We start from the raw sequence: 23,331 nt of genomic DNA on the forward strand, positions 1-23,331 counted from the left end.
CCGTGTAACCGCCAGTAGACACCAGCAGACAGGAGACCCCTCGTGACCGTCGTCGGGCCGTTCGGGCTGAGCGTGCGGGACCAGGCTCTGGAAGCCGATGTCCAGGCCGGATTGGCGGCTGTCGAGGAGGGATTGCTCGAAGCCACCAAGAGTGAGGTCCCCTTCATCACCGAGGCCGCCCAGCATCTGGTGCGAGCGGGTGGAAAGCGGTTCCGGCCGTTGCTTGTGATGCTCGCTGCCCAGTTCGGGGACCCGTATGCGCCGGGTGTCGTGCCGTCGGCCGTGGTGGTGGAGCTGACCCATCTGGCGACGCTGTACCACGACGACGTGATGGACGAGGCGGCCGTGCGGCGGGGCGTCGAGAGCGCGAACACCCGCTGGGGGAACTCGGTCGCCGTACTGACCGGTGACTTTCTGTTCGCGCGGGCCTCGCACATCCTCGCCGACCTCGGGCCCGAGGCGGTGCGCGTGCAGGCCGAGGCGTTCGAGCGGCTGGTGACCGGGCAGATCCTGGAGACGGCGGGGCCGCAGGACGGGCGGGACCCTGTTGAGCACTACCTGGATGTGCTGAGCGGGAAGACCGGGTCGCTGGTGGCGGTGTCGTGCCGCTTCGGCGCGATGATGTCGGGCGCCGACGAGACGATGGTCGATGTGCTGACCCAGTACGGGGAGCGGCTGGGGGTCGCCTTCCAGCTGGCGGATGACGTGCTGGACATCGCGAGCGACTCCCACGAGTCCGGGAAGACGCCGGGGACGGATCTCCGGGAGGGGATCCCCACGCTGCCGGTGCTGCGGTTGCGGGAGCGGGCCGAGCGGTTGGGGCTGGCGGAGGACATCGCGCTGTGCGAGCTGCTGGACTCCGATCTGAGTGACGATGCGCGGCATGCGGAGGCGTTGGCCGCGCTGCGGGTGCATCCGGCGCTGGAGCAGGCTCGGCGGGACACGGTTCGCTATGCGGAGGATGCGCGGGCTGCGCTTGCTCCGTTGCCGGATCTTGATGCCAAGGCTGCGTTGATGGAGTTGTGCGACGCAGTGGTGCATCGGGCCGGTTAGGGTTTCGCCTCCGCCGCCCCTACTCATCCCGCCCCTACTCGTCCGTCCGTACTCGTCCCGTCCCTGGGGGCTGCAGCCCCCAGACCCCGCTTCGGCCCCGAAAGGGCCTCGTCACTCAAACGCCGGACGGGCTGAATTGCGTGATGCACGTCACAAAGCTGGACTGAGTCCAAACTAAGATCGCCTCCGTATGAATGCCCAGAAGCTGACGCAGGGGGCGTCAGCCGCATTACGGGGAGAAAAAAGAATCATGGGCATGAACGCGACGTTCTCGAAGCGCCGTAAGAGCCTGATCGTCACCGCTGTCGCGGTGGCCGCCGCCGGTGGTGTCGCCGCCGCGGTGATTCCCGCCTTCGCCGCCGGAGGTGACCGTGCTGACCACACGGGCCATGCCGGCGGCGACGCGCAGGGGATCGTGAGCCAGAGCGGGACCGCCGGTGGCGGGACCGGGGGCACCGTCCTCGCCGCCAGTCTTCGCGGCGCGAACGAGGTGCCCGTCCCGGGGGGACCCGCCGTCGGTGACAAGGACGGTGCCGCCCTGCAGTTCGTGAAGGTCAAGGGCGACAAGGTGTCCGTCGCCGTCACCTGGCGCGGCACCGGCAAGCCGACCGCCCTCCACATCCACCAGGGCGCCAAGGGCGCCAACGGTGGCATCAAGGTCGACTTCGGCGGCCTCCTCGACAAGAGCAAGGGGCACAGCGTCACGGGGACCGTCACCGTGAAGGACGCCGCCCTCCTCAACGCCCTCAAGACCGACCCGAGTTCGTTCTACGCCAACCTCCACACCGCCGAGTTCCCGGGCGGCGCCGTCCGCGGCCAGCTCCACAAGGTCACCGTCGCCAAGTTCGACTTCCGCGACGCGCTCGACAACTTCCAGGCGTCCGTCATCAAGGGCAAGCAGATCTACGAGTGCAAGCCGGCCGAGGGCGGCGGGTACGCCTTCGCCCAGCGCGACGTCAGCGCCGTACTCGGCGGTCGTATCGACCACTCCTTCGTCGCGCCCAACTCCGGTACCCCGCAGTGGATCGCGCGGGACGGCAGCGCGGTGACGGGGTCCGTCATCTCCAAGACCCCGAACGGCGACACGAACATCCCCGAGCTCGACCTGAAGGCCACTCAGTCCGGCAAGCACCACGGCCTTCTCGCCGACACCGCCGAGATCCTGCGGCTGAACACCGTCGGCGGCGTCGCCCCGGCCGGCTCCTGCACGCCCGGCGCCATCGTCGGCGTGCCGTACCAGGCCGACTACGTGTTCATCAACGGCTGATCCGCACGGCAGCACTGCGACGTACAGCGGCGTCTTCCCCGCCAACCCTTACGGGTCGGGGGAGGCGCCGCCTCCATGTGTCATACCGCAGGTGTACGCGGAGTTGGCTCCGAAGGCTGACGAATCTCCTTGGCGGATTTGGTCAGATGGAAACCACGGAAATCACCACTCCTCACCGATTCGGGTGAGAATGGCGGCACAGGGGTGGACGAGTGCGGGGTCGAGAGACCGCGGGCGAGGAAACGAGACGGACGGCCGCCGCCGACCACGGAGGTAGGGCACACATGGCACCGTACGCATCCGACGACAGTACGACCGCCGGGGACGGCGACGACCTGCGCGCGGCGCGACGGCGCAAGGCCGCGCGGTACGTCGTCCCGGTCACGGTCGTAGGAGTCGCGGCGGCGACCATCGGGCTCGTCCCGGCGATCGCCGACTCCGGCGACCCGGACCTGCCGGAGATCACCGCGCAGCAACTCATCGAGAAGATCGCCCAGTCGGACGTGCAGCAGCTGTCCGGCACCTTCAAGATCACCACCGATCTGGGCCTGCCGGACCTCGGCGGCCTGGAGTCGAGCCTCACCTCCGGCGCCATGGGGTCGGGTGACGGGTCGTCCGCCGATCCCACGGCCAAGCTCACCGAGCTCGCGTCCGGCACGCACACGCTGCGCGTCGCCGCCGACGGCCCGGACCGGCAGAAGCTCTCCCTGCTGGAGAACGCCGCCGAGTACAGCCTCATCCACAACGGCAAGGACATCTGGGGCTACGACAGCAAGTCGAACGAGGTGTTCCACGGCACCGCCGAGGAGCCCCAGGGCGAGAAGGGCAAGGGCAGGACCGAAGAGGTACCGGCCACTCCCAAGGACCTCACCGAGGAAGCGCTCAAGGCGGTCGACGACACCACGTCCGTCACCGTCGACGGCACCGCACAGGTCGCGGGCCGGGACGCGTACCGGCTGCTCATCAAGCCGAAGCAGTCCGGGACCACGGTCGGCGCGATCACCGTGGCCGTGGACGCCAAGACCGGCATGCCGCTGAAGTTCACGCTGACCCCGTCGAGCGGCGGCGCGGCCGTGATCGACGCGGGCTTCACCCAGGTCGACTTCGCCAAGCCGGCCGCCTCCACCTTCGACTTCACCCCGCCGAAGGGCGCGAAGGTCACCGAGGAGGGCGAGCTGGACGGCGCGGCTTCGGAGCACGGCGCCGCGAAGTCCGAGGACGAGCTTCGCAAGGAGTTCGAGAAGGAGTTCGGCGGCCCGAAGTCCGAGGGCGAGCGGGGCAAGGCGCCCGAGGGCGGCCCCGAGGTCATCGGCGAGGGCTGGAACTCCGTGGCGGTCTTCGACACCGGCGGCGAGGGCGTTCCCTCCGGCGCCGAGGTCGGCGGCGACATGGGCGGCTTCCTCGACTCGCTGGGCGACAAGGTCACCGGCAAGTTCGGCTCGGGCACGGTCTTCAAGACCCGCCTGATCAACGCCCTGATCACGGACGACGGCAAGGTCTACGTGGGCGCGGTCGACAAGGACGCGCTCGTGAAGGCGGCCGAGTCGGCGAAGTGACCCGTCACCGACCGCCGCACCCGCACCACTAGTCGAGGAGCCTGAGGAGCCTATGGAGGAACTGCCCGCCGCGGAGGGCGACGAGGTCGATCAGGCCGACCGGGCAGACAGGGCCGAGCAGGTGGTCCAGGCCGAGCAGGTGGCCCCGGCCGGCCAGGTCGGCGACGTCGGCACGGTGATCGTCACCCGTGCGCTCACCAAGCGCTACCGCGGCGGGCAGCTCGCCGTGGACGGTCTCGATCTGACCGTCCCGGCGGGCAGCGTCTTCGGCTTCCTCGGGCCCAACGGCTCGGGCAAGACCACCACCATCCGCATGCTGATGGGCCTCATCGAGCCCACCTCCGGTACCGCGCGCGTGCTCGGGCAACCCATGCCCCGGGCCGCGCGCGCCGTACTGCCGCACGTCGGCGCGCTCATCGAGGGACCCGCCCTGTACGGCTTCCTCTCCGGCCGCGACAACCTCATCCGCTACGACGCCGCCGACCCGACCGCCGATCCGCGCACCCGGCGCACCCGCGTCGCGGCCGCGCTGGACCGGGTGGGCCTGACGGCCGCCGCGGGCAAGAAGGCCAAGGCGTACTCGCTCGGCATGAAGCAGCGGCTGGGTCTCGCGGCCGCGCTCCTCCAGCCGCGCAGGCTTCTCGTCCTCGACGAGCCGACCAATGGCCTCGATCCGCAGGGCATGCGCGAGATCCGTGCCCTGATCAGGGAGCTGGCATCCGACGGCACGACCGTCTTCCTCTCCTCCCACCTCCTCGACGAGATCGAGCAGGTGTGCACGCACGCGGCGGTGATGGCGCAGGGCCGATTGATCACCCAGGGCGCGGTGGCGGAACTGGCGGCGGGGACGCGCGGCCGGCTGTTCGTGGCCACACCCGACACCGGGGACGCCGCCCGGGTGCTGAAGGAGCAGGGCGCCGCCGACGTCGTCATCACCGAGGACCGGGTGACCGCCGAACCTCCGGATCGGGATCTCGCCGACGTCAACGCGGCGTTGGTGACCGCGGGCGTGCGCGTCCGCGGGTTCGGGGTCGAACGGGCCTCCCTGGAGGACGCGTTCGTGGCGCTCACGGGGGAGGGATTCGATGTCGCGGGCTGAGGTCGTCCAGCAGGGCGGGGAGGGGACGCGACCGGGTGGCGAGAGGATGCGGCAGGGCAGCGAGCCCCAAGGGGCCCGAAAACCCAGTCCGTTGTGGACCTTCGGTCTCCTCCGCAGCGAGCTGATCACCACCTTCCGGCGCTGGCGCACGCTCGCGCTGCTCGGGGTCCTGGCCGCCGTGCCGATCCTGGTCGGGATCGCCGTGAAGATCGAGACCGGCGACGGTTCGTCGGCGGGAGGCGGTGGCCCGCAGGGCGGTGGCGGCCCGGCGTTCATCTCCCAGATCACCAACAACGGCCTGTTCCTGGTCTTCACCGCTCTGGCCGCGACACTCCCGTTCTTCCTGCCGATGGCGATCGGCGTGATCGCGGGTGACGCGATAGCGGGCGAGGCGAACGCGGGGACCCTCCGTTATCTCCTCGTCGCTCCCGCCGGCCGCACCCGGCTGCTGCTCACCAAGTACGCGACCACGATGGCCTTCTGCCTGGTGGCCACCCTGGTGGTCGCGGTCTCGGCGCTCACGGTCGGGGCGCTGCTCTTCCCGCTCGGTGACCTGACGACCATCTCGGGCACCCGGATCAGTTTCGCGGAGGGGCTGGGCAGAGCCCTGCTGATCGCCTTGGTCGTCGCCGTGTCACTCATGGGCGTGGCGGCACTCGGGCTGTTCGTCTCGACGCTGACCAACAGCGGCATCGCGGCGATGGCGACGACGGTCGGCCTGCTGATCACGGTCCAGATCCTCGACCAGATACCCCAGCTCCACGCGATACACCCGTACTTCTTCTCCCACTACTGGCTGTCCTTCGCCGACCTCATGCGCGAGCCCGTGTACTGGGACGACCTGCTCAAGAACCTCGGTATCCAGGCCCTGTACGCGGCGGTGTTCGGTTCGGCGGCATGGGCGCGGTTCATGGCGAAGGACGTCACGGCTTAGGAGCGACTGTGCCCGTCACCGCGTAGGAGTGACGGTGCCCGTCACCGCGTACGAGCGACTGCGTCCGCCACCGCGCGGGAGCCGCCGCGTCCGTCACCGCGCAGGAGTCATTCCTTCTCGTACGGGAAGCGGGCGAGCGGGGCCTCGCGCGCGAAGAAGGTCTTCGCCTGGGCAAGGGCCTCCGTGTCGCGGAGTACGTCGCCCGGCTTGCTGCCGTTGCCGAGCAGGACTCCGCCGAAGCGCATCCCCATGTACGCGGCGGAGTTGCTGAGCGTGCCGACCAGCGGGTCGGCGACCTCCTGCTCATCGTGCGCGAGCGCGGTGACGCCCCACAGGGTGCGCCCCGCCATGGTCGCCTTGAAGTCGAGGCCGGGGGTGCGCAGCCAGCCCGACCAGTAGTCGAGGTAGCGCTTGACGTGGGCGGACACCGAGTACCAGTACAGCGGGGAGGCGATCACGACGTCCGTCGCGGCGAGGGTCGCGTCGAGCAGCAGCGCCACGTTCCCCTCCGTCGGGCGCACGTGGTCGCTGTCGTGCCGCAGGTCCTCGAAGTCCGGCAACCGATGCGCGGCCAGGTCGATCCACTGCTGCTCGACACCCTCGGGCAACTGCTCGGCGGCCCTGCGGGCCAGCAGTTCGGTGTTGCCGTCAGAGCGGCTGCTGCCGAGGACGAACAGGAAACGGCGGGTCATGGGTCCCCCAAACGGTCGGCCACGACGATGGGCCGGATGGTCGGCGTACGACAATTAATCGCCCCTGCATTATATGCGTACGCATTTAGATGTCCAGCCCGATATGCCTCTCGGCCGCCCCCGCCACTCTGAGCAGCAGTGATTCCGCTCCACGCGCCGCCACCAGCTGGAGCCCGACCGGGCAGCCGTCGGGGTCGAATCCCGCGGGAATGCTGATCGCCGGATGCCCGCTCAGATTGAACGCCCAGGTCAGCGCCGTGGAGTAACGCTCGCCCGGGCCCTCGTGGCCGTGCGGTGAGGTGGGCGCGGTCGGGGTCAGCAGCAGCTCCGCGCCGGCGAAGAGGGCGTCCAGGCGACCGTCGTTCGCGGCCCGGATGCGGCGCGCGGGGGCGGGGTCGGCGCCCGGGGTGCGGAGCGCGAGCCAGGCGGGGGCCGGGTCGTCGAGGCGGAGGGGCGTGTCTGGGTGCGTGAGCCGTAGCGCGCCCGACTCGGCAAGCCGTACGGCTGCGGAGTGGGCGACGGTGACGATGGCAGGGTCGGGGGAGTCGAAGCCGAGGTCGGGGGACCAGACAGCGGTTGGGGGGTCGTATGTGCCGGGTGGCCTGGCGTCGTTGTCCGGCCGACCGTAGCCGTACGGCCCGATGTTGCCGTCCGAGTCGATGCCGCCGCTCGGCCCGATGCCGCCGACCGACCCGATAGTGCCGTCCGGCCCGCCCGCCCGCGCAGTTCCCCGGTACACCGCGGACATGGCACCCCAGTACGCCGCCACGTCCCCCACGCACCGCGCCAGTACCCCCGGTGTCATGAGGCCCGTGCGGTCCGTGGACGGCAACCGCCCGTTGGTCACCTTCAGCCCGACGACCCCGCACCACGCCGCCGGGATCCGTACCGACCCGGCCCCGTCGCTCCCGGTCGCGAGCGGTACCAGCCCTGCCGCCACCGCCGCCGCCGAACCGGCGGAGGAACCGCCCGGCGTACGGTCGTGCCGCCATGGGTTGACCGTACGGCCGTACCGGCCAAGTCCCCAGGTCTGCCAAGGAGTTCCCGGCCCCGGAACGGACGTCGCCCCCACCGCCACGCACCCCGCCGCGAGCAGCGGGCCCGCGGTGCGCAGCCCGTGTCGCCCCTTGACCCCGATCGGCACACCGGCCAACGGCAGCAGCGCACCCTCACCCCCGCCGACCCGCGCGTCGACCTCGCCGGCCCGCTCGAGTGCCTCCTCGCCCCACACCTCGATGAAGGCGCACAGGACGGGATCGGCACGCCGGATCCGTTCGAGGGCCGCCGCGACGACGTCGACGGCACGGAGGGTGCGCGAGCGTACGCCGGAGGCGATCTGCTCGGCCGACAGGGCGGGCGGGGCGGGCGGGCGGTCCGGATCAAGGCCAGAGTCAGGGCCGGGGCCGGGGCCAGGGCTGGAGCCGGGGACCAGGCCAGGGTCGGGGTTGGGTTTGGGGTTGCTGTCCACCTCGGGGCTGTCGTCGGGCGTGGTCGTCATGGGGTGATTCTCCGTTCAGTGACGGCACCCCGCACCCGCCGTCGGGCCCCGACCGACCCGTCTGGCCAACCTCAGCGAGACCGCCCCGTCAGCCGCGCCAGTGCCGCCGCCTCCCGAGGCGGCTTCCCGCTCGGATCGCCGAGCCGCCATGCCGGCACCCAGGGCACCCGGTACACGTCGACGACCGCCTCGATCACCTTGACGCGCTCGGCGAGTGGCCGCGGAAGCCGTCCCGGCGCATCCGCGACCAGGACCACGGCATCGAGATCGAGCCCGCGCGGAGCCTCTCCGCGCCGGAAGACCTCAAGGGTGTTCAGGGCGGCGGCCAGACCGGTCGCATGGGTGCGGGCGACGAGCAGTACCGACGGAGGATCGGCGGGTCCGGGCCAGTCGCGCCCGCAGTCGTGGCCGCCGTAGACCGTGGCGAGCGTGGAGACACCCGCCCCACCGTGTGTGCCGACCCAGGAGAAACGCCGTGGTGTGCCGGCGGCGGGGGAAGGCGGTGGTTCGTCCGGGAGGGCCACCGGCCCGCGGATCCAGATCTCCGGGCCGCGTTCCGGTTGCCCCTGTTGCACGTGCATGTCAGTCCGCATGCCCGCACTCCTCCCTCGTCACGCCACTGATCTTCGCGCCAGGCATGAGAACGCTGTGACGTGGCACAAGCTCCTGGAACGAGTCTGTGACGCCACGGTGACGCCGGCGCCGCGCGTGTCCGGAGAGACTCGACAGTACGTGTATGACGTGTACGACGTGTCCGGAGTACGGGTTCGGCCGATACGGCCGGATCGTGCCGCCGGGGCGGTGAAGCGGACTGGAGTGAGGGCGCACCATGGAAACGCGAGGGAACACCATGGAATCCCTGGCACGCCGTCCGCGAACTCCCCGGCGCATGCGAGTGAGGAAAGCGATGTCTCGACTCAGCCGCGCGAAGAAGCGGGAACAGAAGCGCGCCGCGGCCTCGGCGGCCCCCGTGGTCGCGCCGATCGACGTCCACGTCCCCGCCGCCGGTCCGGGCGCGGGCGGCGCGTCGATCGGCGGTGTACCCGTCACCGCGGCCCCCGGCGAGGAGATCCAGCACGCGGTCCTGACCCACCTCCAGCGCATCGCCCTCGCCGCCGGTCACCCCGTGCACGCCACGGTCCACGACGAGCGCATCGGCTACGTCGTCCCACTGCGGGTGGACGCGGACGGCTCCAGCCAGTTCACGGCGGAGCCGGTACGGACGGCTCCGCCGACGGAGCCGCCCGCGTCACCCGTCCAGCCCGCGTCGCCGGTTCAGCCCACTCCGGGCGCGGCGCCGTATAGGGACAAGCCCACGCATGTTCTACGACCCCTGCAGGGCCCGCCCGAGGACGCCTCACCCACGTTCCGGCTGCGCCCCCTGCCCGGGCCCGTGCAGGACGCGGTGCCCGGCACGGTCGCACCGCCGCTGGGGGAGTTCGGCCCACCGCCGCTGATGGACGCGAGGCCGCTGCCGACGGACGTACCGCAGACCGACGTACCGCAAGGGGCCCCGGCCCCGGCCGACGCACCGCAAGCCGGCATGCCGATTCCCGGCCTGCCCAGGGCCGATCAGGCGCCGGACGGCGCGGGCGAACCCGTAACCCACCTCACCCCCGCCCCGGCGTCCCCGCCCGCCCCCACTGCAACCCCCACCCCCACCCCCGACCCGATCCGGGTCTCGGACCCCGACCCCGAATTCACCCCACCCCGAGGCTTCGACGCCGTGGCCGAAGCCGTTCTCGGGGACGGGCAGCCCGCCACCACCGCCGACGCCTCCCCCTTCGCCGAGCAGGTGGCCCGGATCAACGAGGCCGTGCGGGACGGGCGGACCACGGAGGCGGCGGAGTTCGCGGAGCGGGCCGTGGCGGAGGCGTCCGCGGTGCTGGGGCTGGAGCATGCCGAGGTGCTGCGGATGCGTGAACTCGCCGCCTACATCGCCTACTTGACGGGCGACCCGGTGCAAGCCTTCCGTCTCTCCCTCGACGTGTCCCGGACCCACCACCGCACCCGGGACGCGGAGGCGGCGTACGGCAGCCTCCACGGCGCGGCCACGGCCTGGCGGGCCGTACGGGACCCCGCATTGGGGCTCGACCTGGGCCGGGAACTGCTCGGTCTGTGGACCGAGCTCACAGCCGAGGGCGGTCCGGCCGCTGAGGACATCGAGGAGTTGGAGTCGGCCCGCGCTCGCATGGACCGCCTCGCTGCTCGTGCCGCCAAGTCGGCCGAACCGCCCAGGAGTTGACTCGCCGATCAGCAGGACGTGCGGATCAGCAGGACGTGCGGACCTGCAGGTCACGCGGGCCGGCAGGTCACGCTGATCAGTACGTCACTACGTCACTCCGACAGCTCCCACACCGCGTACGCGACCGCGTCGCTGTTCCGGTCGAGGGCGGTGTCGTTGATGTTGGACGTCGTGTCGCAGGACGAGTGGTAGCAGCGGTCGAAGGACTGCCCCGACGTACCGCCCCACTTGGCCACCTGCGCCGCCGTCTTCGTACGGCTCGCCCCGGTGAACAGTCCGCCCACCGGCACGCCCGCGCTCTTGAACGGCGCGTGGTCGGAGCGGCCGTCGCCCTCGGTCTCGATCTCGGTCGCGACGCCGAGGCCGGCGTAGTAGTCCTTGAAGGTCTTCTCGATCGCGGGGTCGTCGTCGTAGACGAAGTAGCCGGGGTTGGGCGAGCCGATCATGTCGAAGTTCAGATAGCCGCTGATCTTCGCGCGGTTGGCGGAGGAGAGGTTGTTGACGTAGTAGCGGGAGCCGACGAGGCCCAGCTCCTCCGCGCCCCACCAGGCGAACCGCAGATGCTTGGTGGGCTGGTAGCCGGCCCGTGACACGGCGAGCGCGGTCTCCAGGACGGCCGCCGAGCCGGAGCCGTTGTCGTTGATGCCGGGGCCGGAGGAGACGCTGTCGAGGTGCGAGCCGGCCATGACGACCTGGTTGGTGTCGCCGCCGGGCCAGTCGGCGATCAGGTTGTAGCCGGTACGGCCGGAGGACGTGAACTGCTGGATGGTGGTGGTGTACCCGGCGGCGTCCAGCTTGGCCTTCACGTAGTCGAGCGAGGCCTTGTAGCCGGGGCGGCCGTGTGCGCGGTTGCCGCCGTTGGCGGTGGCTATGGACTGCAGCTGGGTGAGATGGGCCTTCACGTTCGCCACGGGGATGTTCGGTGCGGCGGCGGCTTCGACATCGGTCTTGGACGCCGCGCCGGCTATGGATCCGCTGGTCAGCAGCGTGGCGGTCGCGACTGCGGCGGCCGCCGACGCGCGCCAGGAGACAGGGAGCTTCATGGTGGGGGGCTCCGAATTCCTTGGGAATCACAGGGATTCCTCAGTGAATGGGGTGCCTGGATGGTCAGGGGGAGCCTGACTCTCCGTCAAGAGCGCTATTCGGACTCGGAGTTCGAAATAGGGAAAACCCTGCGTCCCCGTGCCCCTGAGCCCCCGTGTCCTTGAGTCCCCGTATCCCTGAGCCCCTGTCCCTAAGTCCTTGCGTGTCCCCTCACTGCACGCAGAACTCGTTCCCCTCCGGATCCGCCAGCACCACCCACTCCCCGCCCGGCTCCTTCACCCGCCGCAGCACACTCGCCCCCAGCCCCTCCAGCCGCCCGACCTCGCCCTCGCGCTCCCCGGCCGCGGCGTGCAGATCGAGATGGAGCCGGTTCTTCACGCTCTTCGCCTCGGGCACCCGCTGGAACAGCAGCCGCCGCCCCAGCCCGGTGCCGCTGTCCGGGTCGTACGGGTCGTCCGGATGCCGTACGGCCACCAGGTCCCGGAAGGCGAGCCGGGCGTGGAACTCTACGACGGCCTCCCGCGGCACCGCGCCGAGTTCCAGCAGCCGCTCGATGAGGGCGTTGTTGTCCTCGACCTCGTAGTGCAGCGCGGCGGCCCAGAAGTCGGCCTGGGACTGGGGGTTGGCGCAGTCGATGACGAGCTTCCAGTGGAGGGGGGCCGGAGTGGTTCGGGGTGCCTCTGTTGGCTGTGTCATGCGACCACTCATAGGGGGTGGGGGAGTGGGCGGGCAATGGGAATCGCCGGGCGGGCTCGCCGCAATTCTCGGCGCCGGTCCAGCATTTCAGCCCGTCCGGCGTTTGAGGACGAGGCCCTTTCGGGGCCGAAGCGGGGGTCTGGGGGCGGCACCCCAGGTCAGGCGTCCACCGCAGCCGACCTCGGCTGATCAACCCTCGGCACGCTGAGCTCGGCCACCCTGCTCCTCCGCGCGGAGCGCCACGCGTCCGCCGTCAGCAACGTCAACGCCAGCCACACCAGCGCGAACCCGGCCCACCTCTCGGCCGGCATCGCCTCATGGAAGTACAGGACACCGAGCAGGAACTGGAAGACCGGCGCCAGGTACTGCAACAGCCCCAGCGTCGACAGCGGCACCCGTATCGCGGCCGCGCCGAAGCAGACGAGCGGCAGGGCGGTGACGACACCCGTTGCCGCGAGCAGGGCCACATGCCCGGGCCCCTGCGACGTGAACGTCGACTCCCCTTGCGCCGTCAGCCACACCAGATACGCCACGGCGGGCAGGAACTGGATCGCGGTCTCGGCGGCCAGCGACTCGACGCCGCCGAGGTTGACCTTCTTCTTCACCAGTCCGTACGTGGCGAAGGAGAAGGCGAGGACGAGGGAGATCCACGGCGGCCGCCCGTATCCGATGGTCAGCACGATCACGGCCGCGAAGCCGACACCGACGGCCGCCCACTGCACCGGCCGCAGCCGCTCGTTCAGCAGCAGCACGCCCATCGCGATGGTGACGAGCGGATTGATGAAGTACCCGAGCGACGCCTCGACGACATGGCCCGTGTTCACGGACCAGATGTAGAGGCCCCAGTTGACGGTGATCACAGCCGCGGCCAGGGCGATGAGGGCCAGCCGCCGAGGCTGCCGTATCAGCTCACCCGCCCAGGCCCAGCGCCGTACGAAGACCAGGGCCACCGCCACGAAGACGAGGGACCAGGCCATCCGGTGGGCGAGGATCTCGATCGCGCCGGCGGGCTTCAGCAGGGGCCAGAAGAGGGGAACGAGCCCCCACATCCCGTACGCCGCGAAGCCGTTCAGCAGTCCTACGCGCCGCTCTCCCTGCGACTTCCCCGTCACGGCCCCTCCTCGCGCACTCACCCGACCGCGCGAATGCGACGGCCTGCACGAAGGTAACGCCGAACGCCCCCGCATGTCATGCCCGTATCGCCATACGGTCATGACATGCGGGGGTGCGGCGCTCAAGGCGCGCTCGGCGCGCGTGTCAGGGCGCTGATCAGCCCTTGACCGCGGCCGCGATCGCGTCGATGAAGGGCGTGGTCGGACGGCCGGCCAGGCGGGACAGGTCCCCGCTGTCGACGACCAGCTCGCCCTTCTCGATGGAGGCGTCCACGCCGGCCAGGATCGCCGCGAGCGGCTCGGGCAGCCCGGCACCGGTCAGGATGGAGCCGAGGGCCTCGACCGAAACGGCGTTGTTGGCGATCTCCTTGCCGGTCTGCCGGCTCAGCTCGGCGGCGTACTCGGCGAAGCTCCAGGAGGTGTCGCCGCCCAGCTCGTAGGTCTTGTTCTCGTGGCCCTCGCCGGTCAGTACGGCGACCGCGGCGGCCGCGTAGTCGGCGCGGGAGGCGGAGGAGACGCGGCCCTCGCCGGCGGCGTGGGTGACGGCGTCGTACTGCAGGACCGGGGCGAGGTTCTCGGTGTAGTTCTCGTGGTACCAGCCGTTGCGCAGCAGCGCGTACGGCAGTCCGGACTCCACGAGCGCCTTCTCGGTGCCCCGGTGGTCGTCGGCGAGCGCGGCCGTCAGGCTGCCGGGGGCGCTGGTGTAGGCGAGCAGGGCGACGCCGGCGGCCTTGGCGGAGTTGATGACGATCTGGTGCTGGCCGACGCGGCCCTTGTCGAACTCGTTGCCGGATATGAGCAGCACCTTGTCGCCGGCCGCGAAGAGTCCGTCGAAGGTCTCGGGGGTGTTGTAGTCGGCGACGGCGATCTTCACGCCGCGCTCGGCGAAGTCGGCGGCCTTCTCGGGGGAGCGGACGACGGCGGTGACCTGGTCGGCCGGAACCTTCTCCAGCAGCTGCTCCACGACGTGGCGGCCCAGGTGTCCGGTGGCTCCGGTGACGACGATGCTCATGATCAGAACTCCTTGTGGGATGCGTTGGCACTAACCCTAGGAGGTGCGCTAACTGAACGAAAGTACCCACTTTGAAGTAAGGTACTGGCATGGCCGTAAGTACCGTGGCAGGCGCAACGACGAACAAGTACGACCACGGCGAGGCGATGTGCCCCTACCGCCTGGTCCTGGAACACCTCACCAGCCGCTGGGGCGTCCTCGTGCTGATCGAGCTCCGTGAACGCTCCTACCGCTTCAGCGAACTGCGCCGGGCGATCGGACGGGTCAGCGAGAAGATGCTGACCCAGACCCTCCAGACCCTGGAGCGCGACGGCCTGGTCCACCGCGACGCCAAGCCGGTGATCCCGCCGAGGGTCGACTACTCCCTGACCGACCTGGGCCGCGAGGCGGCGGAACAGGTGCGCGGGCTGGCGCTGTGGACCCAGGAGCGGATGGCGGAGGTGCAGAAGGCGCGGGAGGTGTACGACGCGCGAAGGGGCGGCTCTGAGCAGGGATGACGCCGGGTTCCGGGTCCTGTCCGCAGGTATGTCGACGGCGCCTGGGGGCACACATATGTCAGGGCGTTGGTCGACATGCGAGACACGTCCTTCCATGCGCCCCCTCTCCGCCTCCCACGGCGCCATGAGCCGCCGGGCACGCTGGGTGCGGAGTGCAACGCCCACCGCGCACCCGCCCACGATCCGCCCTTCGGTGCGCGGCCACCGGATCCAGGGGGATTACTTGACATGGCCACACAGATTCCGGCCGCGCGGGCCAGCAGGATCGGCTCTGCGATAGCGGCGGGATTCGGCCTGATGCGTGCCTTCTTCGCCCGTGGCACCCGCCGCCGGCGACAGGAGGAGATCCTGCTGGACCTGCTCCGGCAGCTCACGCTGATGACCGAGGAGATTCATCGGGCGAACCTGATTCAGCAGTACCGGATCACCGTGGACCAGATGGATCGAACGATCGACGACCCTTCACTGGCCGATGCTTCGAGCACGCTGACCGGACTCTCCGAAGTGAAGCGACGCCAGCTGCTCTTCGCGAACCGTGAGTACGGCTCGCTCCTGCTCGCCCATCGCGTAGGTGGGCTCGACTGGGATGAACTCATCGGGCACCTGCGCATTCTGTGCCGCAACGCCATCTTCGCCGAGTACTGGGACCGTACGGCCGAACACCGCCGGAGCATCCCGGACGCGTCGGTCGAAGCACGGGTCGGTGCGGCCGTCGACGTCATGATGGAGGAACTGGCCGACGATCCGGACGAGTGGTGGATCGTGGGACCGCCCACCGCTGGATGACTGCCGTCCCGAGGGGCTGACGCGGCATCGGTCAGGCGTCGGGGATGTCCCGCTTGGCACGGATGAGGGTCTCGCGACTGACCACGACGATACGTTCGTAGTCGGCACACGCCGCGTCGGCAGGCAGGAGGGGCTCCAGCGCGGCCGTGGCCTCGGTGCCGATGACGGCAAAGCTGCCGTCGCTCAGCTCGAAGACGTCCGGACAGCTCTCCGAGGTATGGCTGCCCCTCAGCTTGGGTGGATCCCCGATACGACGGACCACGGTGACAGCAGGGAATTCGAGGGGCACTCGGAGCCTCTTCTACAACCGGAGACAGTGGAGACAGTAGGGAACGATCTTGACCTTGCCGGCCCGCCAACACCAGACTCCCGCGCCGACGAATTGCCTCTATTTGAAGGGCGCCGAAGATCTTCCATTGACCACGCATCCGTGCGCCCCCTTTCCGCCTCCCACGCTGACTTGCGCAGTCGGGCACGCTGGGAGACGGGGTGGCTCGGCATGGACGCAGGAGTGGTGGGTCGTCGGACCCGAGTCGGCGACGGCGCCCGAGTGACGAGGGCCCGGGCGCCGCACCGCGCACCCGGGCCCTCACACGTCGGTCAGCCTCCCGTCAGCCGACGACCGTCCAGGTGTCCCCACCCGCCAGCAGCGCGGCCAGATCCCCCTTGCCGTTCTGCTCGATCGCCAAGTCCAACTGGTCGGACATCTGGGTGTCGTAGACGGGCCGTTCCACGGACCGGAAGACGCCGATCGGCGTGTGGTGCAGGGTGTCCGGGTCGGCCAGGCGGGACAGGGCGAAGGCCGTGGTGGGGGAGTCCGAGTGGGCGTCGTGGATCAGGATCTGCGACTCGTTCTCCGGGGTCACCGTGACGACCTTCAGGTCACCCGTCTGTGCGTCCCGCAATACGCCGCGCGAGCCGTCCGTGCCGAAGCGGATCGGCTGCCCGTGTTCGAGGCGGATCACCGCCTCCTCCGCCTGCTGCTTGTCCTTGAGGACCTCGAAGGCGCCGTCGTTGAAGATGTTGCAGTTCTGGTAGATCTCGATCAGCGCCGTGCCCTTGTGGGCGGATGCCTCGCGCAGGACCTGGGTGAGGTGCTTGCGGTCGGAGTCCACCGTGCGCGCCACGAAGGACGCCTCCGCGCCGATCGCGAGGGACACCGGGTTGAAGGGCGCGTCCAGCGAGCCCATCGGCGTCGACTTGGTGATCTTGCCGACCTCTGAGGTCGGGGAGTACTGGCCCTTCGTCAGGCCGTAGATCCGGTTGTTGAACAGCAGGATCTTGAGGTTGACGTTGCGGCGCAGTGCGTGGATCAGGTGGTTGCCGCCGATCGACAGCGCGTCGCCGTCGCCCGTGACCACCCATACCGACAGGTCCCGGCGCGACGTGGCCAGGCCCGTCGCGATCGCGGGGGCGCGGCCGTGGATGGAGTGCATGCCGTACGTGTTCATGTAGTACGGGAAGCGGGACGAACAGCCGATGCCGGAGACGAAGACGATGTTCTCCTTGGCCAGGCCCAGCTCCGGCATGAAGCCCTGGACCGCGGCCAGGATCGCGTAGTCACCGCAGCCGGGGCACCAGCGCACTTCCTGATCGGACTTGAAGTCCTTCATGGACTGGCGGGCCTCGGCCTTGGGGACGAGCGAGAGCGCCTCGATCGTGCCCGTGCCTTCCGCGGACGTCTCAGGCATCGATGGCCTCCTTGAGAGCCTTGGCGAGCTGTTCCGCCTTGAACGGCATGCCGTTGACCTGGTTGTACGAGTGGGCGTCCACCAGGTACTTCGCCCGGACCAGGGTGGCGAGCTGGCCGAGGTTCATCTCGGGGATCACCACCTTCTCGTAGCGCCCGAGTACCACGCCCAGGTTGCGCGGGAACGGGTTCAGGTGGCGCAGATGCGCCTGCGCGATCGACTCGCCGGCGTTGCGCAGGCGGCGGACGGCCGCGGTGATCGGGCCGTACGTCGACCCCCAGCCCAGCACCAGCGTCTTCGCCTCGTGCGGGTCGTCGACCTCGAGGTCGGGCACCTCGATGCCGTCGATCTTGGCCTGCCGGGTGCGGACCATGAAGTCGTGGTTGGCCGGGGCGTACGAGATGTTGCCCGTGCCGTCCTCCTTCTCGATGCCGCCGATCCGGTGCTCCAGGCCCGGGGTGCCCGGGATCGCCCACGGCCGGGCGAGGGTCTGCGGGTCGCGCTTGTACGGCCAGAAGACCTCGGTGCCGTCCTCAAGGGTGTGGTTCGGCCCCTGCGCGAACTGCACGGTCAGATCCGGCAGCTGGTCCAGCTCCGGGATGCGCCAGGGCTCCGAGCCGTTGGCCAGGTAGCCGTCGGAGAGGAGCATCACCGGTGTCCGGTAGGTCAGCGCGATCCGCGCCGCCTCCAGGGCCGCGTCGAAGCAGTCGGCAGGGGTGCACGGGGCGATGATCGGCACCGGCGCCTCGCCGTTGCGGCCGAACATCGCCTGCAGCAGGTCCGCCTGCTCGGTCTTGGTCGGCAGACCGGTCGAGGGCCCGCCGCGCTGGATGTCGATCACCAGCAGGGGCAGCTCCAGCGACACCGCGAGACCGATGGTCTCGGACTTCAGGGCCACGCCCGGACCGGAAGTCGTGGTCACTGCGAGCGAGCCGCCGAAGGCCGCGCCGAGCGCCGCGCCGATGCCGGCGATCTCGTCCTCGGCCTGGAAGGTCCGTACGCCGAAGTTCTTGTGCTTGCTCAGCTCGTGCAGGATGTCCGAGGCCGGCGTGATCGGGTACGAGCCCAGGAACAGCGGCAGGTCCGCCTGCTGGGACGCGGCGACCAGCCCGTAGGACAGGGCGAGGTTCCCGGAGATGTTCCGGTAGGTGCCGACCGGGAAGGCCGTGGTGGCCGGGGCGATCTCGTAGGAGACGGCGAAGTCCTCGGTCGTCTCGCCGAAGTTCCAGCCCGCGCGGAAGGCGGCGATGTTGGCGGCCGCGATGTCGGGCTTCTTGGCGAACTTCGACTTCAGGAATCTCTCGGTGCCCTCGGTGGGGCGGTGGTACATCCAGCTCAGCAGGCCCAGCGCGAACATGTTCTTGCTGCGCTCGGCCTCCTTGCGCGTGAGATCGAACTCCTTCAGCGCCTCGACGGTCAACGTCGTCAGCGGCACCGGATGGAGGCTGTAACCGTCGAGCGAACCGTCGTCCAGAGGGCTGCTGTCGTAGCCCACCTTCTGCATCGCCCGCTTGGTGAACTCGTCCGTGTTGACGATGATCTCCGCCCCGCGCGGCAGATCGCCGATGTTCGCCTTCAGAGCCGCCGGGTTCATCGCGACCAGCACGTTCGGCGCGTCGCCCGGGGTCAGGATGTCGTGGTCGGCGAAGTGCAGCTGGAAGGAGGACACGCCCGGCAGCGTGCCGGCGGGGGCGCGAATCTCGGCCGGGAAGTTCGGCAGCGTCGACAGGTCGTTGCCGAACGACGCCGTTTCCGAGGTGAAGCGGTCGCCGGTGAGCTGCATACCGTCGCCCGAGTCCCCCGCGAAACGAATGATCACCCGGTCCAGCCGGCGGACGTCCTTCGTCCCTGCCGGTTTGCGCTGCTCTCCCACGACGGCTTCGTCGGCCTGCTCCGCTGGGCTACTGACCTGGCTGGTCACTGAACTGGACCTCCTTCGAGGCGGCTGTCTGGGCATGGCCTTCCCGCAAGCCTTCCCAGGATCAACCCTACGTCCGCAAAGGTCGCCCTCCCTGGGGCATTCGCATGACGGACATGGATTTGAGACGGTTCGCCACCCTGACTTGTCATGGTTTACACGCCCCCCGGCGCTTCTTCTGAAGACGCTCCTTGTTTTCGGTTCGGTTGCCGTGTTCCTGTCCGCTCGGCGGGTTTCGAGCCTGCTCGACGGGTGCCGTGCGACCGGTCACCCATTTGACTGACACGGCGTCGGACCGTCAGGAGTTCAGGTAGGTGAGCACCGCGAGAACACGGCGGTGATCCCCGTCGCTCTGGGACAGCCCGAGCTTGAGAAAGATGTTGCTGACGTGCTTCTCGACGGCCCCGTCGCTCACCACCAGCTGCCGGGCGATCGCGGAGTTGGTCCGCCCCTCGGCCATCAGCCCCAGGACCTCCCGCTCCCGCGGGGTGAGCCCCGCGAGCACGTCCTGCTTGCGGCTGCGCCCCAGCAGCTGGGCGACGACCTCCGGGTCCAGGGCCGTACCCCCCTGGGCCACCCGCACGACGGCGTCCACGAACTCACGAACCTCGGCGACCCGGTCCTTGAGCAGATAGCCCACGCCACGGCTGGAACCCGCCAGCAGTTCCGTGGCGTACCGCTCCTCCACGTACTGCGACAGCACGAGCACCCCGAGTCCCGGGTGCGCCTTGCGCAGCTGTACGGCCGCCCGCACCCCTTCGTCGGTATGCGTCGGCGGCATCCGCACATCCGCGACCACCACGTCCGGCAGCTCTCCCTGCCCGTCCAGCTCCGTGATGGTCTTGATCAGCGCGTCGCCGTCTCCCACCCCCGCCACGACGTCGTGCCCACGGTCGGTCAACAGCCGGGTCAGCCCCTCCCTGAGCAGCACCGAGTCCTCGGCGATGACCACCCGCACCCTGTCCTCCACGATCCTCGGCCCCCCGAGCCTTGGCATTCGGCCGAGCGTCCCCCGGCCCTGTCGTCCCTCGCGACCTCAGTATCCCGCGATCGGCTCTTCCGCACCGGGCCTGTGGATAACCCGTCCGCCCCAGTTCGGATCGGGTGTGCGCGGAGGGGGCGTCTTCGGGGGCGCGTGACCGGGGAGTGAGATGGCAGTGGGTTGTGGAGGGCGTGACGATGGCCTGGATGTGGACGAGATCCGCATCCAGGCCCTGGCATTCGTCGAACTACACGTTCCTTGCGTCGAGCCAGCCGGTCCTCGCGCCGAACCAGCCGGTCCTTGCCTCGGGCCAACCGGCCCCTACACAGTCCGCCACGGAAGCTCCGCAGTGATCCGGGTAGGCCCCCCGACCGGCGAATCCACCACCAATATCCCGTCCACCGCGTCCAACCGCTCCGCCAGTCCGGCGAGCCCCGAGCCCCCGGAGACATCGGCGCCACCGACCCCGTTGTCCACGACCTGCAGCATCAGCCTGTTCTCCACCCGCCACACATCCACGGCCGCCCAGGTTGCCCGGGAGTGCTTGCTGATGTTCTGGAGCAGTTCCGACACCGTGAAGTACGCGATCCCCTCGATCGCCGGAACCGGCCGCTCCGCCAGGTCGACCTCCACCTCCACCGGCACCGTGCACCGCGAGGCCACCGCCGACAACGCGGCGTCCAGCCCCCGGTCCGTCAGCACCGCCGGATGGATCCCGCGGGCCAGGTCACGCAGTTCCTGCAGCGCCGTCTTGACCTCGCCGTGCGCCTCGTCGACCATCCGGGCCGCGGCCTGCGGGTCCTTCGTGAGCTTCTCCTTCGCGAGGCCCAGCTCCATGGCCAGGGCCACCAGACGGGCCTGCGCGCCGTCGTGCAGGTCGCGTTCGATGCGCCGCAGGTCGGCGGCGGCCGTATCGACCACGACACCACGGTCGGACTCCAGCTCCACCACGCGCGTGGCCAGCCGCGTCGGCCCGAGCAGACCGTGCACCAGCACCCGGTCGACCGTCGTCAGCGACCGGACGATCCACGGGGTCGCCAGGGTGAACAACAGGCCCACCAGCGCGGTCACCGCGATCTCGAAGGGGTTGTCGAGGTAGATGCTGTGCGTCTCGTCGCCGTACAGCTGAAGGCCGTCCTGGCCCGCCCACACCGGGAACACCCAGAACCACAGCGGATACGTCAGCAGCGCCCAGCCGTAAGCCCAGACGTTCAGGGCGACGACGAAGGAGAACACCGCCCACGGGAAGTGCAGCACCGCGTACAGCAGGGTCCGCCACGACGTCCCGCTCTTCAGTACGGCGCCCATCCACGCCATGAAGCCGTGCCGCCGCATCCGCAGCGGCTCCGGGTCGGCCACCTCCAGGTCCAGCAGCGCACGCGCGCGTGCCCGCTCCAGCGCACCGAAGGCACGGCAGCCGGCCAGGCCCCCCGCCAGCACCGGGATCCCCAGGAACGTCACCAGCAGGCCCGCGCCCAGCGACACCATCGTGATGGCGTACACGAACAGCACGATGCTGATCGGCAGGCTCAGCAGCACGTACCCGAACTCGCGCCAGCTGCGCGCCTCGAACGGCGCCCGCAGCCCGGCCGGCAGCCGGTGCCGTCGCTCGTCACCGTGCTCGGGGAGGCCGCGCTCGGGGAGACCGAGCCCGTGCCCGTAACCCTGTCCGTACTCCGTGGCCATCGGCGTCGTCCGTTCTCCTCGTCCCGTCAGCCCCGCCGGGGCTGTGCCGTCGTATCTCCACCCTGCTGGACCGAAGGTCCGCGGAACATGGAGGCCGTCGGCGTCTTGAACGGGGGGTTTTCCCTACCCCTGGCGGCCGCCGACCCGGCCGACCCCGCCCGGGATCCCCTGGCCGCTGCCCCTGCCTGGGATCCCCACGCCGCTACCCCTCCCCGGGCACGCGGTCCCGCCAGGGCAGCTCCGCCGTCACCGTCGTAGGACCGCCCTGCGGTGACTCGATGACGAAGAGGCCGTCCACGGCGTCCAGCCGGTCGGCGAGCCCGCGCATCCCCGTACCGCCGTCGAGGCGCGCGCCTCCGCGCCCGTCGTCCCACACCTGGATGAGCAGCCGGTCGGCCGACCGCCACACATCGACCGAGGCCGACTTCGCCGCGCTGTGCTTGCTGACGTTCTGCAGCAGCTCGGAGACGGTGAAGTAGGCGATGCCCTCGATGGCCGCGGCCGGCCTGGACAGCAGGTCGGCGGTCACCTTCACCGGCACCGTGCAGCGCGAGGCGACCGCCGACAGAGCGGCGTCCAGGCCGCGGTCTGTCAGGACTGCCGGATGGATGCCGCGCGCCAGATCGCGCAGTTCCTGCAGTGCGAGCTTCACCTCGCCGTGCGCCTCCTCGACCATCGCGGCCGCGAAGTCGGGGTCCTCCAGAAGCTTCTCCTTGGCCAGGCCCAGCCCCATGGCGAGGTTGACGAGGCGGGCCTGGGCGCCGTCGTGCAGGTCGCGCTCGATACGGCGCAGATCCGCGGCCGCCGTGTCCACCACGACCCCCCGGTCAGACTCCAGTTCGGCGATACGGCGCTCCAGCTCGTCGGAGGGCGACAGCAGGCCGCGCACCATCGCCCGGTCCGCGTTCGCCAGGCCCCGCGCGATGAACGGCAGCACCGGCCACAGCACGAACAGCGAGGTCAGCGTGATGGTGAAGGTGAGGATGCCCCAGGGCAGCCGGATGAAGTCGTACAGGATCGTCCGCCAGCCCACCGGGTCCTTCAGCGCCAGCCACAGTTGCGGGAAGAAGCCGTTCCGGCCGCCGCGCAACGGCAGCGGACTCGGCTCGTCCACCCGCACCCCGAGCAGCGCACGCGCGCGTGCCCGCTCCAGCTTGCCCAACTGCCGCGCGCCCATCAGGCCGGCCGCGAGCAGCGGGAACCCGATCACCGTCAGAGTCATCAAGGCACCGGTGAACAACACCGTCGCGACGTAGACGAAGCCGAACACCGACACCGGAAGGTTCGCCAGGAGGTGCGCGATCTCCTTCCAGGTGGTGCGGTCGTAGGCGAAACGGGCGGGTGGCAGCGGTGGCTGGTCGCTGTCGGGCCGCGCGACGGCGTCCCGCGACGGGCTGAGGCGTTCGGTCATATGGGCTAGCGTGCCGCGCGGTGAGCCGCCGCGCCATGAGGCGGACCGCCGCGATCTCCGGGGGAAATCCCCACCCTCGCGACCCGACCGGACAGCCGGCCTGCGCCCGCCGCCGCATCTCGACGAGATCTCAACGCGTGACGGGCCGCTTA

21 protein-coding genes are annotated in these 23,331 nt (G+C 70.2%); 8 read left to right on the top strand and 13 right to left on the bottom strand.

Going from position 1 to position 23,331, the window contains the following annotated elements:
- The first annotated feature begins 42 nt into the window (after positions 1-42).
- From ABD932_RS23685 to ABD932_RS23705, 5 genes are all read left to right on the top strand, one after another.
- Positions 43-1,053: a polyprenyl synthetase family protein gene (locus tag ABD932_RS23685; protein WP_345015549.1), complete on the top strand. Its 1,011-nt coding sequence runs from the start codon at positions 43-45 to the stop codon at positions 1,051-1,053.
- Positions 1,054-1,309: 256 nt separating this feature from the next.
- Complete coding sequence (locus ABD932_RS23690; protein WP_345015550.1) at positions 1,310-2,320, top strand: CHRD domain-containing protein; 1,011 nt, start codon at positions 1,310-1,312, stop codon at positions 2,318-2,320.
- A 284-nt stretch (positions 2,321-2,604) separates the two neighbouring features.
- Positions 2,605-3,876: a LolA family protein gene (locus tag ABD932_RS23695; protein WP_345015551.1), complete on the top strand. Its 1,272-nt coding sequence runs from the start codon at positions 2,605-2,607 to the stop codon at positions 3,874-3,876.
- Positions 3,877-3,928: 52 nt separating this feature from the next.
- Positions 3,929-4,975 carry an ABC transporter ATP-binding protein gene (locus ABD932_RS23700; protein WP_345015552.1) on the top strand — a complete coding sequence of 349 codons (1,047 nt, stop codon included), beginning with the start codon at positions 3,929-3,931 and terminating at the stop codon, positions 4,973-4,975.
- 46 nt (positions 4,976-5,021) lie between these two features.
- A complete protein-coding gene (locus tag ABD932_RS23705) occupies positions 5,022-5,909 on the top strand; it encodes an ABC transporter permease (RefSeq protein ID WP_345016365.1) in 888 nt (295 codons plus the stop codon).
- A gap of 107 nt (positions 5,910-6,016) precedes the next feature.
- Here ABD932_RS23705 and ABD932_RS23710 read toward each other — a convergent pair whose 3' ends face one another.
- The 3 genes from ABD932_RS23710 to ABD932_RS23720 form a co-directional block, all read right to left on the bottom strand.
- A complete protein-coding gene (locus ABD932_RS23710; RefSeq protein WP_345015553.1) occupies positions 6,017-6,601 on the bottom strand; it encodes a flavodoxin family protein in 585 nt (194 codons plus the stop codon).
- Between the two features lie 85 nt (positions 6,602-6,686).
- Positions 6,687-8,099, bottom strand: coding sequence for an amidase (locus tag ABD932_RS23715; RefSeq protein ID WP_345015554.1), 1,413 nt, complete (start codon positions 8,097-8,099; stop codon positions 6,687-6,689).
- A 71-nt stretch (positions 8,100-8,170) separates the two neighbouring features.
- A complete protein-coding gene (locus ABD932_RS23720) occupies positions 8,171-8,692 on the bottom strand; it encodes a DUF6668 family protein (protein ID WP_345015555.1) in 522 nt (173 codons plus the stop codon).
- A 314-nt stretch (positions 8,693-9,006) separates the two neighbouring features.
- On the opposite strand from ABD932_RS23720, the gene ABD932_RS23725 reads away from it, so the two are divergent.
- Positions 9,007-10,344, top strand: coding sequence for a tetratricopeptide repeat protein (locus ABD932_RS23725; protein WP_345015556.1), 1,338 nt, complete (start codon positions 9,007-9,009; stop codon positions 10,342-10,344).
- Positions 10,345-10,436: 92 nt separating this feature from the next.
- On the opposite strand, the gene ABD932_RS23730 is transcribed toward ABD932_RS23725, so the two are convergent.
- From ABD932_RS23730 to ABD932_RS23745, 4 genes are all read right to left on the bottom strand, one after another.
- Positions 10,437-11,387, bottom strand: a complete 951-nt coding sequence (locus ABD932_RS23730; RefSeq protein ID WP_345015557.1) for a M28 family metallopeptidase — start codon at positions 11,385-11,387, stop codon at positions 10,437-10,439.
- A 211-nt stretch (positions 11,388-11,598) separates the two neighbouring features.
- The gene (locus tag ABD932_RS23735) at positions 11,599-12,084 is read right to left on the bottom strand and encodes a VOC family protein (RefSeq protein ID WP_345015558.1); all 486 of its coding nucleotides are present in this window, start codon (positions 12,082-12,084) and stop codon (positions 11,599-11,601) included.
- Positions 12,085-12,242: 158 nt separating this feature from the next.
- The gene (gene rarD, locus ABD932_RS23740) at positions 12,243-13,196 is read right to left on the bottom strand and encodes an EamA family transporter RarD (protein ID WP_345015559.1); all 954 of its coding nucleotides are present in this window, start codon (positions 13,194-13,196) and stop codon (positions 12,243-12,245) included.
- 157 nt (positions 13,197-13,353) lie between these two features.
- A complete protein-coding gene (locus tag ABD932_RS23745) occupies positions 13,354-14,208 on the bottom strand; it encodes an SDR family oxidoreductase (protein ID WP_345015560.1) in 855 nt (284 codons plus the stop codon).
- Positions 14,209-14,297: 89 nt separating this feature from the next.
- Between ABD932_RS23745 and ABD932_RS23750 the strand changes: the two genes are divergently transcribed.
- Complete coding sequence (locus tag ABD932_RS23750; RefSeq protein ID WP_345015561.1) at positions 14,298-14,705, top strand: winged helix-turn-helix transcriptional regulator; 408 nt, start codon at positions 14,298-14,300, stop codon at positions 14,703-14,705.
- 228 nt (positions 14,706-14,933) lie between these two features.
- Positions 14,934-15,491, top strand: coding sequence for a DUF6082 family protein (locus tag ABD932_RS23755; protein WP_345015562.1), 558 nt, complete (start codon positions 14,934-14,936; stop codon positions 15,489-15,491).
- Between the two features lie 31 nt (positions 15,492-15,522).
- On the opposite strand, the gene ABD932_RS23760 is transcribed toward ABD932_RS23755, so the two are convergent.
- The 6 genes from ABD932_RS23760 to ABD932_RS23785 form a co-directional block, all read right to left on the bottom strand.
- Positions 15,523-15,780 (bottom strand): hypothetical protein, encoded by a 258-nt coding sequence (locus ABD932_RS23760; protein ID WP_345015563.1) that lies wholly within the window; start codon positions 15,778-15,780, stop codon positions 15,523-15,525.
- A gap of 322 nt (positions 15,781-16,102) precedes the next feature.
- Complete coding sequence (locus tag ABD932_RS23765; RefSeq protein ID WP_345015564.1) at positions 16,103-17,182, bottom strand: 2-oxoacid:ferredoxin oxidoreductase subunit beta; 1,080 nt, start codon at positions 17,180-17,182, stop codon at positions 16,103-16,105.
- Positions 17,175-19,103, bottom strand: coding sequence for a 2-oxoacid:acceptor oxidoreductase subunit alpha (locus ABD932_RS23770; protein WP_345015565.1), 1,929 nt, complete (start codon positions 19,101-19,103; stop codon positions 17,175-17,177). Before ABD932_RS23770 ends, ABD932_RS23765 begins: the two co-directional genes overlap by 8 nt.
- Before the next feature lie 295 nt (positions 19,104-19,398).
- Positions 19,399-20,097 carry a LuxR C-terminal-related transcriptional regulator gene (locus ABD932_RS23775; RefSeq protein ID WP_345015566.1) on the bottom strand — a complete coding sequence of 233 codons (699 nt, stop codon included), beginning with the start codon at positions 20,095-20,097 and terminating at the stop codon, positions 19,399-19,401.
- 306 nt (positions 20,098-20,403) lie between these two features.
- The gene (locus ABD932_RS23780; protein ID WP_345015567.1) at positions 20,404-21,768 is read right to left on the bottom strand and encodes a sensor histidine kinase; all 1,365 of its coding nucleotides are present in this window, start codon (positions 21,766-21,768) and stop codon (positions 20,404-20,406) included.
- A gap of 202 nt (positions 21,769-21,970) precedes the next feature.
- Positions 21,971-23,179, bottom strand: a complete 1,209-nt coding sequence (locus ABD932_RS23785; RefSeq protein ID WP_345015568.1) for a sensor histidine kinase — start codon at positions 23,177-23,179, stop codon at positions 21,971-21,973.
- Between the last annotated feature and the right edge of the window lie 152 nt (positions 23,180-23,331).

Source organism: Streptomyces shaanxiensis (assembly GCF_039537145.1).
Taxonomy (GTDB): Bacteria; Actinomycetota; Actinomycetes; order Streptomycetales; family Streptomycetaceae; genus Streptomyces; species Streptomyces shaanxiensis.